Origin of the sequence: Enterococcus sp. BWB1-3 (assembly GCF_016745275.1) — a bacterium.
GTDB lineage: Bacteria > Bacillota > Bacilli > Lactobacillales > Enterococcaceae > Enterococcus_L.
The window spans coordinates 220,027-233,370 of record NZ_JADOEP010000001.1; the positions used below are offsets into that span (position 1 = coordinate 220,027).

Genomic DNA, 13,344 nt, shown 5'->3' on the forward strand with positions numbered 1-13,344 from the left:
AAAAGAAGTATTCAACTAGCAATGCTTCTATAGTTCCCCCGATTTGGGTAAGGATTTATCGAATGAAAGTAAGGCAGAATTCGCCTAATTAAGAAACAAAAAAACTTGAAGAGTAACCGAAGCAGGGCATCTTCATTTTTTGAGAAAGCGTGCATTATTTACCTATAAAAGACTGCATGAACTACTCATACGGAAACAGGGTGTGCTGACTATAATAAATGTATCAAGTAAACAAAGAATATCAACGACAACGTTAGGAGAGAAAAATATGAAAGTAAAGAATAGTAAAAAATTGTCACTTATTATTGGGGTGTTTCTAATGGTTATTGGAATTATTGCCTATTCAATAAATACGCAACTTAAGAAAAATGATGAGGAATTGTATCAAGCTAAAATAGCTTATCCAGAGATTTATGACTCTATTAATTCACTAAGTTTTCATTCCTTCGAAACAGAAGTGAAGGATGGTGAGCTGTTGGTTTATATTGGGCGTCCTGATTGTGGAGACTGTAATGAGTTTGAACCGGCTTTTCTTTCAATGGTTGAAGAAAGAAATTTAGAACAAGAGATTAGTTATCTTAATGTTTCTAAGCTGAGAAAAGATGAGGGGAAATGGGAAGACTTTAAAGAAACCTATGGCGTGATGTACACGCCAACAATTGCATATTTTAAAGATGGACAATTAGTTAGCAAGGTTGAATGGACACCGGAAAAAGGAAGTGTTTTATCGGAATTTGAAGCTTGGCTGGATGCGTACACATACAGTTAAAATGGTTAAAATACAGGAGGTGGAATAATGAGTAATTTATTACTAAAAACAACAAACTTAACTAAGAAATATAAAAATTTTACAGCATTGGATGAAGTGAATATGTCCATTTATGAAGGCGATATCTATGGATTTATTGGCAAGAATGGTGCTGGAAAAACAACGCTGATTCGAACGATTACCGGCTTGATTTTTCAGACATCAGGTAGCTATGACTATCTAAAAAAAGGGATAACAGTTAGTGCAGTTATCGAGGCACCCGCAATATATCCAGATTTGAGTGCTTTTGAAAATTTAAACTATGCAGCAACTCAGAAAAATGTTAAGGAACCAGATTGTGTGAATAAGACCTTAGATTTTGTTGGTCTAAATACAACAGGAAAAAAGAAGGTTCGAGATTTTTCTCTAGGGATGCGTCAAAGACTGAGTATCGGAATGGCCATCATAAATAACCCGGATTTACTAATATTGGATGAACCAATCAATGGCTTGGATCCAGCTGGGATTATTGAAATGCGAAAAATGATTCAGAGAATTAATAAAGAATTAAAAACAACGATTCTAATCTCAAGTCATATCTTATCTGAGTTGGCAATGGTAGCAACTAGATATGGGATTATTCAAGATGGACGGTTGGTAAAAGAGTTTTCCAGCGAAGAGTTAGCAACGGAGCTGACCTGCAAATATATTTTGGATGTATCAGATAAGGAAGCTGCACTGCAGCTAATTGAGGAGAAAAATATAAACGTAGTGGGTATGGAAAACAATAAAATTATTTTCCATACGGACAATGAAACACTGAACATTTTCTGTGAAAAATTATCTGATCGTCAAATCAGTGTTTATCAGCTTCAACATGTAAAAAAAGAATTGGAAGATGTATTTTTGGAAATTGTAGGAGGAGATTATCATGTATCAGTTAATTAAGGCAGACTTGTACCATGTCTCAAGAACTAAGGCCTTTTATATCACCCTGTTGTGTGCGTTGTCAGTCACGTTGTTTTTTACTCTGACAACAGCAATAGATGATCGGATGATGTTCATTCAGAGCTTGATGATTAACGGAACTGTGCTTCTCCCAATGCTGTTTATTCCGATATTTATGTTGGTGTGGCAAAAGGATTTTGTTAGTAGGACAGTTAACTCAGTCCTTATCTCTGGTATCTCAAGAGAAAAATATTATTTTAGTAAATTAGCAACAACCTATCTGTTGGGAACCTTGCTGGTTGTTGTATACAATGTATCAACACTTATTTTTAGTCTGGGCATTCAAGGTAGTATTCATTTTCTGGAAATTCTAGGAATCCTGGGACTTCAAACGATATTATACCTTGTGGTTCTGGCAATTGGGTTGTTTTTATATAGTCTAGAGAATTCAGCAGCGTTGTCAACAGCAGTATATGTCTTAATTATTCTACTGGGGGAGAATGTTGTGACCATCTTCTTAGAACAGTTAGGAGCAGATGCACAAAAGATATCACAATACTTTCTATTTAAAAATCTGGGTGCAGTTGTTCAGTTGAACGAGATGAGTCAAGACCAATTGGTGAAAGTTTTTGTAGGAGCACTGCTGCTTCTGATTGTTGCTATGACGTGTACTGTTACGATGCTTCAAAGAAAAGAATTGAAATAGCGAGGAGGGAAAATGAGATGAAAAAGAAAATGCTGTTAATAGTAATTTGTGTCGCAGTTCTGGGTGTATTCATCTTTAACTATGTTAGTGAAGATAAAATTTCTGTAAATAAGGAATGGGACTTAACCTCTGAGCAGGTCAAAAATATCACGTTAAAAGGAATCAGCCAGGATATTGACATTTATATAGAAAAGAGTGACAGGAATCATCTGTCTATAGAAGGTCAAATGCCAGTCTCATTTGCAGAAAAGTTGTCTACACTGAATCCGAATGAACAAGAGATATGTCTTGATTTTTCCACATCGATTGGCTTGAGTGTTGCTAAACTAAATGGTGATAAATTAAGAATGACGATTTATGTGACTGACGAAAAAAATCTGGAACAACTATTAGTTCAGATGAATAAAGGCAATGTCAATGTGAATGTACCTGAAACCTTTGCTAAGGCCTATAAACTGAAAACTAATCAAGGCAAAGTCAATCAGCCGGATCAGCAGAAAGCCACGCAGGGACTAATCAAAGTTGAACTTGGCTTTGGAGACATAACGGTTAAGGAGATTTAGGAGGGATAACGAATGTTTGCACATACGATGCAGAATATGATCAATGACTGCGGCTTGGCGGCGTTGGAGACCATCTTTAAGCAATTGAAAGTAAAGAATGTAGAATTAACATTAAGTGAATCCATGGATTCAAATCAGCAAGGGCTGTCACTACTTCAGCTGCAGGAAATTATGAAAAGTAACGGTGTATATAGTGAAGCATACAGAGTCACTGATTTTCATGAACTGAGCGGTCAAAGATTTCCTATCGTTTGTATGATTAAAAGAGATGATTTACCCCATTATGTTGTTGTACACCAATTGAACCAGCAACAGATCATTTACTCAGATCCAGCAGAGCCTCAGCTAATCACAATAGATGTAGCAGCATTTATAGAAACGTTTATGGGGTATGCAATTTGTATTGAAGATGTTCAAAAAATGAAAAGTCAGACTAAGAAAAGCAATAGTCAACTATATAAACAAATCATTCAGACTCTACCCTTTTCTTCAAAGTTTGAAATTGGTGTGTTGACTTTTATGAAATACCTCATTCCGTTAAGCTTGATAGCGTTCATGCAGTACGCAATGATTTATCAGATGGAAAGTATAACAATGCCTTACTTTGGTATGATTGCTCTGTTCTTTCTGACCTTGATGTTGATTTATTATCAAATTAGCCAAAAGGATATCCAAATAAAGACTAAGCTGGAAAACCAGTTTCAACAAAAGGTTCTGATGGAATATTATGAAAAGCAAACGAAAAATGTCACTGAAAAAAGAAATATGGACAATATCATGGGACATTTCTGGAACTTATTAATATCAGTCACAGGCATTTTGAATAAGCTGTATTTAAAATTTGATTTGGCCTTTGTTTTCACGCTATGTCTGCTTATTTTCAGGGTTGATATCCTACTGGGAATTGTGGTTGTTGCATGGCTGGCAGTCTTTGTCGTAATGGTTAGCAAGCGAGCAAAGAAAATTCAGAATTTTGAAAAAGGAGTAGTATCAGGCTCCAATGCACTTTCTTCAACTATTGAAGAGCAGCTGCGCTTATCATTGGATGTACATTTATTTTCAAAGGAAGAAGAAGCGAGCGAGAAAGTTCGGGATAAAATGGCTGATTACTTTAATAAGAAGCTGATCAGCAATGAACTATCAACAGCAATTGATTCGATTTTTGAATTTATTAGCACCTGCATTACTTTGAGTATATTCGGTTTTCTGATTTATGCGTATACATTTAATAAAAATCAGTCAATTACCATGCTATTTCTCAGTGTTTTTATCATTACGCTGGTTCTTTCCAGATTGAGACCGATTGTCCAAATTTGGTTAAGAATTCAAAAAAGTGAGCAGGCGGTAACGTATATTCAAAATAGCTTGGCTATAGACAATCCTACTGGGGAAAATGAAATAACCGATATCGGTACTAAAACGATCGAACATCTTAGTTTGAAGAATCTTTCATTTTCATATAACGAAGCCAATAAATGTTTATCTGGAATCAATATAAATTTTGAAAAAGGAAAGATGACAGGGATTTCAGGTAAAAATGGCTCTGGAAAGAGTACCTTAATGAAAATCATTTTAGGCGTACTAAAGCCAGATAGTGGAGTAATCCGAATCAATAATAAAAAGTTTTCGTCTCTACATGGAACGAACATCACTGAAGCCGTAAATGCTTATTTTCCGGAAATGGGTACATTCAAAAACACAGTTGAGCGAAATATAAAATTCGGCCTTAGCAACACTCAGGCACTGAAAAACCAGCGAATAGATTATTTAAAAGAGTGTATGGGTTTGGAATTGGCGGATGACCATGTGATTCACGCCCAAGGCGGAAATCTCTCCCAGGGGCAAATTCAAAAAATTCTTCTTTTAAGAACATTATATGAAGAGAAGTCTGTTTATATGTTTGATGAGCCGACAACCAATCTGGATCAAAAGTCAGTAGATGCCTTTATAAAGGTCTTAAAAGCCTTGGCTGCTACTGAAGATAAAATCATCATTTTAATTACTCATGACTCTTACTTATTGGAACAATGTGATCAAATTGTAGTGATAAGTGAGGAGGTGTAATTATGAAAAGAATGAAACTTGTGTTGCTGGCAATATTGCTCTTAGTGTCAGGGGGTTTTTGCTTAACGCACTTGACCTTTGCCGACAAAAATCAAGAGTTTGAAGAAATTAGTATTACTGAGGTAGAAAGCAGAGTCGCGAAAGAAAAAGATATGATCGTTTATTTCGGCAAAAATTCCTGTGAAGCCTGCAGAGTATTTACGCCAATATTATCGGAAGCTGCGAAAAGAAGTGGTAAAAAAATTTTATTCCTAGATGGTGATAACTTTGCGACCAAAGAGTTCAGCGAAAAATATAATATTTCCGGGACACCAACGTTAATAATAATAAAAAACGGTAAGGTACTAAGATATGAAGGGGTGATGGAGCTGGAAGAAACGCTTAGTATATTAGAAACATAGCAATGAATCAAGAAAAGGAGAGGGGGGAGCAATCATGAAAAAATTAACAAAGACAGAACAACAAAGCGTAAAAGCTGGTTGGGTATGTGTATTGTGGGGAGCAATCTGCTGGGGTTAAGAGCCTCAATAAAAACGAAAGAAAGGAGAAAAACCATGAAAAAACTAACAAAGACAGAACAACAAAGCGTAAAAGCTGGTTGGGTATGTGTATTATGGGGAGCAATCTGCTGGGGTTAAGAACCTCAATAAAAATGAAGGAAAGGGGGATAACTATGAAAAAATTAACAAAGACAGAACAACAAAGCGTAAAAGCTGGTTGGGTATGTGTATTATGGGGAGCAATCTGCTGGGGTTAAGAGCCTCAATAAAAACGAAAGAAAGGAGAATAACTATGAAAAAGCTAACAAAGACAGAACAACAAAGTGTAAAAGCTGGTTGGGTATGTGTATTATGGGGAGCAATCTGCTGGGGTTAAGAGCCTCAATAAAAACGAAAGAAAGGAGAATAACTATGAAAAAGCTAACAAAGACAGAACAACAAAGTGTAAAAGCTGGTTGGGTATGTGTATTGTGGGGAGCAATCTGCTGGGGTTAAGAACCTCAATAAAAACGAAAGAAAGGGGGATAACTATGAAAAAATTAACAAAAACAGAACAACAAAGTGTAAAAGCTGGTTGGGTATGTGTATTATGGGGAGCAATCTGCTGGGGTTAAGAACCTCAATAAAAACGAAAGAAAGGAGAATAACTATGAAAAAATTAACAAAGACAGAACAACAAAGTGTAAAAGCTGGTTGGGTATGTGTATTGTGGGGAGCAATCTGCTGGGGATAGTATAGAATAAAAGATACCTTGAAAAGCAACGAGTGGCTGCTTTTCAAGGTATCTTTTTACTTTTTTAATGAATAAGTGAAGCTTTCAAATCTTTAATGATGTTTGTATTTGCAATGGGGCATTATACAGCCAGCTAGAATCGCCGCCAAAGTTGTATACTTTATCATTTTTTACTGCCTTCAGATTTTTCCAAACATTTTCCTGAAACAGATGGAGAGATAGTTAAGGATGGAACGCCGGAAGACCAGTAGCTAACTAAGCTTTTATTTAATCGGCTAGAACCCTTATGCGATAAGGATTCTAGCCTTTTTCTTTTTAATAACTTGGCGATTGAATGCCATCGGTTTAGAGATTAGCAAATTTAGCTAGTTTTTCGGCTGTGGCATTTTTTTGTTTGCTGCTTGGCAGACGACAATCTTTGAATGGAGTCTGCCCTCTTGATCCAGTAGAATGCTAGACGAATGACAACCATTGAATGTGAAACATTCATTCCAGTGATTTATTCTAGGCTTATGAATGCTGAAAGCCAATTGAATAACCTGTCAGATGTTGCTTGTCCTTAGTTTCTTCACAAATACATGCTATACTAAGGTAGTGGCAGGAAGAGGTAATAATATGAAAAAGTTGTATCCTGTAAAAGTGTATGTATCTGATTCCATGTTATACTCTACCAAAAGAAAGGCGATGTTAAATAAACGATCGAACAGGCTAATCACCGTTCGATACATCGCAGCTGGGCTAAAGACAATCAGACAATTGTCAGACAAAAAATTTATTTATGATATAAACTTTTTGTCATTTCCCGATATTGAGTGGACCATTGCACAATGTCGTTTATCTAATGTTTTGTAAAATAATTATTGTCAACTAATTCAAATGGTTGTATCGTCTGTTTTCATCTTTATGAATAGTGAAGCTGCTAAGCAATTTGTTAAGGTAAGATTCAAAGAAAATAAAGAAAAGAGGCTATCTTATGAGTTACTACTGGAGTAAAAAAGAAGAATTTTCTGAGAAGAGTAAAGCGTTTCATGAGGGACAAGAAGTATCATTTATCTATAAGAAGGAAATAAGAAGTGGAAAAATAGAAGTGCTGAGGGTTAATTCTGCAGTAATTAGTGTGAAAGGAATTAAAATCCCGGTAGAGAAGACTGAAAGAACAGTAATTAATTATGCCAAGTTAATGCCGACTTATAAATAAGTGTCTTTGAGGATATGCGGGATATTGATATAAAAAGGAGGATAGTTAAGTAATGACTCCTCTTTTTTGTATGTTAACAGACCAATCGAGACAGTCTTTCTTTGATAGTTAGCTCCATACTTCATGTCGTCATTGTACATTTTTTTCTCATCCATAAACAAGATAATCCAGTCACCGGCATTATCTGCTGTTTATATCAAATCGGGATTGGCTGATAATTTTTTAGGGTAATCGAAATTTAAAATTCGAAAACTCTTAGTAATAAGTTGCAATTATTAAATTATTTTTATTTATCGAGCGAAAACATTGCATTTTAAGCAAGAATTGTGTATCTTCAAAGCATAAAGACAGTAGTTTCAGTATTTTAGAGATTATTGTAAATAAAAAAGAAAGGAATTAGCCAATTATGTATACTGTAAAAGTACTGCATGGATATATCAGTACGAATGGACGACGAACCAGAGACAAAGAATGTGCACGAAGATTTAAAGATATGCGACAGGCAGAAATGTTTGCTGAAAAGATCGGCGGACGGGTAAAGGAGCTAGGGACTGACAGTGAAAACAGAGCGAAACAGGAAATACTGTAAAAACTTGGTAAACTGCATAATAAATAATGACTGCATTTAAAGTTGAAACAAACCCGAAGATAGGTTGTTTCAACTTTTTTATTTTGGCAAAAAACAACTTCATTACATTATAATGTTTCAAATATGCAGGCAGTGTGCTAAACTATGGTTGGAAGCGTAAACAAAAAGATATTGGGGGATAAAATATGGTTAAAAAGAAAAGTAAACTCGTCTCTTTGATAATGATGATGTTAGGAATTATTTTATTTGGTGTGTCATTTTCAAGCATGTCTCCAGATAAGCAAGCCTACGCAGAGGAATCACAACTTTCTTATCGAAACGTGATGTATTATGGCGACTGGTCGATTGAAGACAGTGAAGGGAATTTTTTTCCAAAAGATATTCCAGCTGAAAAATTAACTCATTTAAATTTTGCTTTTTTAGATTTTGATGTAGAAGGAAATCTGGAATGGACCGATGAGTTTGCTGCTTTAGGTACAAACGGAGGAAACAATAGCGTAGAAGAATACGCACCAAATGCTGGTTTGCTGAATGCATTGCAGGAGCTTCGTCTGAGAAATTCAAATTTAAAAGTAGGTATTTCTGTCGGCGGCTGGACAAAATCCGGAGACTTTGCGCTTAATGCACAAAATGACACATATCGAAAGAAACTGGTAGATAATCTGCTTGCTTTTGTTGAATACAATCAAATGGATTTTCTTGATATTGATTGGGAGTATCCGGGAAGCGTGCGAGCGCCAGATTTGGTTGACAGCAAGGAAGATGAGGGAACACCGGATGCTTCTGAGGCAGATCGGGAAAATTTTGTCATTTTATTAAAAGAGTTGAGAGCAGGATTGGATACATTAGGGCAAAAAACGGGTAAAACCTACGAGCTTTCAGTGGCACTGGCGGCCGGACCATATACTTTAAACAAGGGAACGGATATAGCCGAGGTCTTTAAAGTCGTTGATTATGCCAACTTAATGACTTATGATATCCATGGCGCCTGGGAAAATGCCACCAATCATCACACTGGATTATATACGAGTTCCAAAGCGCCTCAAGGAGATGGCAAACCTTGGTCATTCAGTACGGATGACAGTGTGAAATTCTTTTTAAGTAATGGTGCGATACCTGAAAAAATTGTGATTGGGGCTGCTTTTTACAGTAGAGGTTGGGGAAATGTAGAGAATGACGGACCAGATCCGGTAAATCTGCCTGGATTATTTGGAAGTGCAGATTTTGCTGTAACAGATGCGGATGGAGGCGAAAGCCGTGGTGCTGAAAACGAAAAACCTCTGATAAATGGTGACGGTGGACGAAATGGCGGGATCTGGGCTTATCGTTCCTTTGATCAACTAAAAGTGAAGTATCCTGATTTGACCGAATACTGGGATGAGGAATCTAAAGCTTCTTATATGTACAGCAAAGAATCAAAAGTATTCTTTACCTATGATAGTATCCGCTCCATTCAGGAGAAAACAAACTATATTCGTGAAAACGGACTGGGCGGGATGATAACCTGGATGCAATCACAGGATGCACCATCCAGCACTGAAAGTGAGAAGCGAGATACACTGACAACAGCTATCTACAATGGGTTGTTTACTGGAATAGCTCTTCCTTCAAGAGAATTACAATATCTGCCATTAGCTGTTGAATCTTCGGTGATACCGCTTACGGATGGAAACGAAGGCTATAAAGTAACTCTTACTAATAATGAAGTTTTGAAAGAAACGGATGTCGTTTTAGCAGCAACAGAAAAGAATAATAAAACACTGAAAAATCCAGTAATTATTCTGCCTGTGGATGGAGAGCAATACAGCTTATCCTTGGCAGTCACTGATGCTGCTCTTCCGGAAAAGCATACTACTCAAACTCTGGATTTGTCTGAAATAGGAGTTGCATTTGTTCTGCCGGGAGAAACGGTTGCTTTCAATATCTATACCAATGCAGCATTCGCTCATATGGAACGTATCAGCTATCTGAATGTGGGACAGAGAATCGTACCAGATGGAAAAGTATATAATACACAGATGGTTTATGAGTTGCCTGAAGTTTATGATAAAGCCGGGGAAATTACAGTTGCTTTGAAAGATGCAGCGGGTCAGCTTTTAGCTGAGAAAAAAGTTTATTCAGGAGAGGTCGGTACAGCATTTGAAATCAGCAGTCCTGAAATTGAAGGCTATTATTCCGAAACAAAAGTGATCTCCGGAGTATTCAAGTATTCGCCACAGGAAATCACGATGACCTATCTGCTGGATAATCCTGCCGCATTGATTGGAAAAGTACGGATCAGCTATGTTACAAAAAATGGCGAGAAGCTGGCGGATGATGTGGAAATTGTCGGAGTAATTGGAGCTGCTTATCAAACGGAAACAAAAGCATTTGACGGATATCAATTGATTGAAACTCCTGAAAATAATTCTGGAAAGTTTACAGAAGAAGATCAGCATGTTACTTATGTTTATGACAAGTTTATGGAAGAGTCGACAACGTCTGAAATAAGTTCTTCTGCAACGGATTCAACAACAGCTGTTTCCACTACTGATTCAACAGCAACTAAGAAACCAGAGGGCAGCTACCCTAAGACCGGCGAGACGGACCAAATGGCTTATCGTATCCTTGGAATTATCGGAGTAGTGATGGGAGTTATCTTTATTCGAAAATCAAGAGAAACTGTGTAATTAATTTTGTGTGTAAAAACTCCTGATTCTTTTCTAATAAATATTAATGCAGCGGACAGCCCTGAAAAACGGCTGTCCGGCTGTAAACAAAAACGTTCAAAGGCTTTTTCTCAGAGCCTTTGAACGTTTTTGTTTATAGAGCCAGTTGAGCGCTTATTTTTCAAAAATTGTATTGAACAACCAATGAAGGAAAATAATGCATGCAGCAAACTCTGCTTCCAACCTTTTTTATTGTCAAAAGAGATAGGCGGATATGTCTTTCAGCAATGTTCAACTCATTAAAGGCTTATTCTGGCTTTTTCCAATTATTTTTCCCAATTAAATCAGTATCCGCTGTCTCAAAGAATTTCGATTGGCGAAATAGAAAGATTTACATTTTTTATGAATGGGTTTAATATGAATGACTGCTATCCAGACTTCTTTGTCCAGAGCATCCCAGCCTCAAACACTTTCAAAAAGTTCTTCTTTGTTCCAAACATGTCTCGGAAGCTCCATTAAAAACAATAGGAGATGGAACTTCTTTCACCTCTCAACAGCACTTATGAGTATCTGTTTTATTCATGAATTTCCAATGGCAATCCGTCTGGATCAAAGAAAAAGGTCATTCTTTCACCGGTAAAATCATCTGTACGTATCGGTTCGCAGACGACTCCTTTTGATTCAAGATATGCGCAGACTTTCGGTACATCCACTACTTTGAAAGCCAGATGACGCAAGCCCAGTGCTTCTGGATAGGAGGGACGCTCAGGAAAGACATCGCTGACAAATACTTCAAGCTCCTGATTACCTAGTTGAAGATCCAGCTTAATATCATTTTTTTCCGGACGTTTGTTTTCCCGAATAATGGAAAAACCAAGTATATTTACATAAAATTGGACTGTTTTTTCATAATTGGATGCATTAACTGCAGTATGGTGAATGTGTTCAAAAAACATGGAATACCCTCCTGAAATCTAAAAGAATACTGTGATTATAACAAAAAGCGGCACAATTGATAAATTAATTTGACTGACTGGGAAAAAATAAGGGACTCTTTTTTTCTACTAATGGAAAATCATTGGTAGAATAAGAAATAAAGGTTACAAGGAGGAGCGCTTATATGGAAGTTCATGATCAGATTAATCACTTACTAAATTCAAGCACAGTTTTTTTGCTCGCTACACTTGATTATCGCGGATTTCCAACTGTGATTACAGTTTCTCGGCCATTATGGCGTATAGGATTATTAAAAATGTACTTTTATCTTAATGAGAACGGTGAGACAGTAAGGAATATTATGCGAGATGCCACAGGTTCAGTTTGCTGCTATGATGAATCAGATCATGAAAGTATTTCTTTAAAAGGGAAATTTTCTATAGAGCCTGTAGATTCCGAAAATGACCTGGACTCGAACCTTACAGCTTACCAGAAAGAACTGAATCATGAGTATCCGGTTATTGTTGTTTTTGAGACAGGGACAGCTAAAATTCATATGAATAAGCAAACACAGGATGTCATTGTATAAGCTGGGACCTGGAAAAAAACAGACTGAAAAATATTGTGAAAGCAATGTTTTTCAGTCTGTTTTGATCTGTAAATGGAGTGTAATTAAATATAAAGTTGAAAGACCGCGATTTCCGGTGGGACTCTGAAACGGGCAGAAATTAATGTAGTGCCCAGCCCGGTGTTTACATACAATGTGGTCTGTGCGTTAAGTGCGTAGAATCCTTTTGTATACTTTTCAGCAAGGACATTGGTGACTGGTATAAAAGGAATATTTACCTGTCCGCCATGGCTGTGACCGCTCAGTATCAAAGAAATGTCATAGTTTACAGCAGTGTCCACAACATCTGGTTCATGACTGAGAAGAATTGTATAATCAGCATTGCGGCGGTTTTGTATTGCTTCTTCAATTGAAGGCGTGCCGAACATAGCATCATCAATACCGGTCAGATAGATCATTTTGTTATCGGCTGTCTGTATAGTTGTTCCAGTATTTTTCAGCAGATGAAACCCGCTGCTGCTCCAAATATTCGGATAGACAGAATGGGCTCCCCCACCGTAATCATGATTTCCCCAAATTGCAAATTTCCCGAGAGGAGCCTTTAACTCATTCATCAGAGCAATGGTTTCGTTAATGGGTCCATATTTAGCGAAATTATCAAATAGATCACCAGTAAATACAATGATATCTGGTTCTTCGTTATTTGCAGCAGTCACGATTTTTTTCAATTGTTCGGTAGAATAATCTTTTTTCAAATGAATATCGGAGAGCTGCAGTACTTTTACCGGTGTCTGTCCGGTGTTGGTACCTAGGGAATGATGATTAATCGTAATTCTTTTGGGTTCTATAAAAAAGGCGTAGCCTGCCAGAGCGATGCCTAGAACGACAATACTAAGAAATGTCAGTAATAGTCTTTTCATCAATGGCTCTCCTTTCATTTTTTTGGTGATTAAAAATATATTCCCTGAAACCTTAAAATCCTTGATATGAAAGGATTTATACCCTGTTTTTGTCTCTCTTTGCAATAACATAATCATGTTATTTTTGGTGAGGAAGCGAACGCATTACAATGAGCAGCATTGAGCTGGAATAGTTGCTCTGATACGTTTCTTTGCTGTACTCTTTATCGCCAGAGCATTCAAA

General features: G+C 36.8%; 14 protein-coding genes. 12 read left to right on the forward strand and 2 right to left on the reverse strand.

Annotation, left to right across the window (positions count from 1 at the left end):
- The first annotated feature begins 268 nt into the window (after window positions 1-268).
- The 11 genes from IW492_RS01115 to IW492_RS01165 all read left to right on the forward strand — a co-directional run bounded on the left by IW492_RS01115 (window position 269) and on the right by IW492_RS01165 (window position 10,718).
- Entirely contained in the window at window positions 269-769 is a 501-nt protein-coding gene (locus IW492_RS01115) for a thioredoxin family protein (RefSeq protein WP_202064307.1), read from the forward strand.
- 27 nt (window positions 770-796) lie between these two features.
- Entirely contained in the window at window positions 797-1,696 is a 900-nt protein-coding gene (locus IW492_RS01120) for an ATP-binding cassette domain-containing protein (protein WP_202064311.1), read from the forward strand.
- Entirely contained in the window at window positions 1,680-2,402 is a 723-nt protein-coding gene (locus IW492_RS01125) for an ABC transporter permease (protein WP_202064312.1), read from the forward strand. Before IW492_RS01120 ends, IW492_RS01125 begins: the two co-directional genes overlap by 17 nt.
- Window positions 2,403-2,419: 17 nt before the next feature.
- Window positions 2,420-2,965, forward strand: coding sequence for a DUF4097 family beta strand repeat-containing protein (locus IW492_RS01130; RefSeq protein WP_202064313.1), 546 nt, complete (start codon window positions 2,420-2,422; stop codon window positions 2,963-2,965).
- 12 nt (window positions 2,966-2,977) lie between these two features.
- Entirely contained in the window at window positions 2,978-5,029 is a 2,052-nt protein-coding gene (locus tag IW492_RS01135; protein ID WP_202064318.1) for an ATP-binding cassette domain-containing protein, read from the forward strand.
- A gap of 2 nt (window positions 5,030-5,031) precedes the next feature.
- Window positions 5,032-5,430, forward strand: coding sequence for a thioredoxin family protein (locus tag IW492_RS01140; RefSeq protein WP_202064319.1), 399 nt, complete (start codon window positions 5,032-5,034; stop codon window positions 5,428-5,430).
- A 205-nt stretch (window positions 5,431-5,635) separates the two neighbouring features.
- Window positions 5,636-5,905 (forward strand): hypothetical protein, encoded by a 270-nt coding sequence (locus IW492_RS01145; RefSeq protein WP_202064320.1) that lies wholly within the window; start codon window positions 5,636-5,638, stop codon window positions 5,903-5,905.
- 972 nt (window positions 5,906-6,877) lie between these two features.
- Window positions 6,878-7,114, forward strand: coding sequence for a hypothetical protein (locus tag IW492_RS01150; protein ID WP_202064321.1), 237 nt, complete (start codon window positions 6,878-6,880; stop codon window positions 7,112-7,114).
- A gap of 121 nt (window positions 7,115-7,235) precedes the next feature.
- The gene (locus IW492_RS01155) at window positions 7,236-7,460 is read left to right on the forward strand and encodes a hypothetical protein (protein WP_202064322.1); all 225 of its coding nucleotides are present in this window, start codon (window positions 7,236-7,238) and stop codon (window positions 7,458-7,460) included.
- Window positions 7,461-7,866: 406 nt separating this feature from the next.
- Entirely contained in the window at window positions 7,867-8,049 is a 183-nt protein-coding gene (locus tag IW492_RS01160; RefSeq protein WP_202064323.1) for a hypothetical protein, read from the forward strand.
- 185 nt (window positions 8,050-8,234) lie between these two features.
- The gene (locus tag IW492_RS01165) at window positions 8,235-10,718 is read left to right on the forward strand and encodes a glycosyl hydrolase family 18 protein (RefSeq protein WP_202064325.1); all 2,484 of its coding nucleotides are present in this window, start codon (window positions 8,235-8,237) and stop codon (window positions 10,716-10,718) included.
- A gap of 554 nt (window positions 10,719-11,272) precedes the next feature.
- Here the strand turns inward: IW492_RS01165 and gloA2 are convergent.
- On the reverse strand, window positions 11,273-11,653 hold the full coding sequence (gene gloA2, locus IW492_RS01170; protein ID WP_202064326.1) for an SMU1112c/YaeR family gloxylase I-like metalloprotein: 381 nt from the start codon (window positions 11,651-11,653) through the stop codon (window positions 11,273-11,275).
- A 164-nt stretch (window positions 11,654-11,817) separates the two neighbouring features.
- Between gloA2 and IW492_RS01175 the strand changes: the two genes are divergently transcribed.
- A complete protein-coding gene (locus IW492_RS01175) occupies window positions 11,818-12,222 on the forward strand; it encodes a pyridoxamine 5'-phosphate oxidase family protein (protein ID WP_202064327.1) in 405 nt (134 codons plus the stop codon).
- Between the two features lie 83 nt (window positions 12,223-12,305).
- Here IW492_RS01175 and IW492_RS01180 read toward each other — a convergent pair whose 3' ends face one another.
- The gene (locus IW492_RS01180; RefSeq protein ID WP_202064328.1) at window positions 12,306-13,121 is read right to left on the reverse strand and encodes a metallophosphoesterase; all 816 of its coding nucleotides are present in this window, start codon (window positions 13,119-13,121) and stop codon (window positions 12,306-12,308) included.
- Window positions 13,122-13,344: the final 223 nt, after the last annotated feature.

Excerpts from the sequence above, each read along its gene's own strand:
- IW492_RS01125 (WP_202064312.1), top strand. The coding sequence starts at position 1,680 with ATGTATCAGTTAATTAAGGCAGACTTGTACCATGTCTCAAGAACTAAG.
- IW492_RS01160 (WP_202064323.1), top strand. The coding sequence starts at position 7,867 with ATGTATACTGTAAAAGTACTGCATGGATATATCAGTACGAATGGACGA.
- IW492_RS01180 (WP_202064328.1), bottom strand. The coding sequence starts at position 13,121 with ATGAAAAGACTATTACTGACATTTCTTAGTATTGTCGTTCTAGGCATC.
- IW492_RS01130 (WP_202064313.1), top strand. The coding sequence starts at position 2,420 with ATGAAAAAGAAAATGCTGTTAATAGTAATTTGTGTCGCAGTTCTGGGT.
- IW492_RS01150 (WP_202064321.1), top strand. The coding sequence starts at position 6,878 with ATGAAAAAGTTGTATCCTGTAAAAGTGTATGTATCTGATTCCATGTTA.
- IW492_RS01140 (WP_202064319.1), top strand. The coding sequence starts at position 5,032 with ATGAAAAGAATGAAACTTGTGTTGCTGGCAATATTGCTCTTAGTGTCA.
- IW492_RS01135 (WP_202064318.1), top strand. The coding sequence starts at position 2,978 with ATGTTTGCACATACGATGCAGAATATGATCAATGACTGCGGCTTGGCG.
- IW492_RS01120 (WP_202064311.1), top strand. The coding sequence starts at position 797 with ATGAGTAATTTATTACTAAAAACAACAAACTTAACTAAGAAATATAAA.
- IW492_RS01115 (WP_202064307.1), top strand. The coding sequence starts at position 269 with ATGAAAGTAAAGAATAGTAAAAAATTGTCACTTATTATTGGGGTGTTT.
- gloA2 (WP_202064326.1), bottom strand. The coding sequence starts at position 11,653 with ATGTTTTTTGAACACATTCACCATACTGCAGTTAATGCATCCAATTAT.
- IW492_RS01165 (WP_202064325.1), top strand. The coding sequence starts at position 8,235 with ATGGTTAAAAAGAAAAGTAAACTCGTCTCTTTGATAATGATGATGTTA.
- IW492_RS01175 (WP_202064327.1), top strand. The coding sequence starts at position 11,818 with ATGGAAGTTCATGATCAGATTAATCACTTACTAAATTCAAGCACAGTT.
- IW492_RS01155 (WP_202064322.1), top strand. The coding sequence starts at position 7,236 with ATGAGTTACTACTGGAGTAAAAAAGAAGAATTTTCTGAGAAGAGTAAA.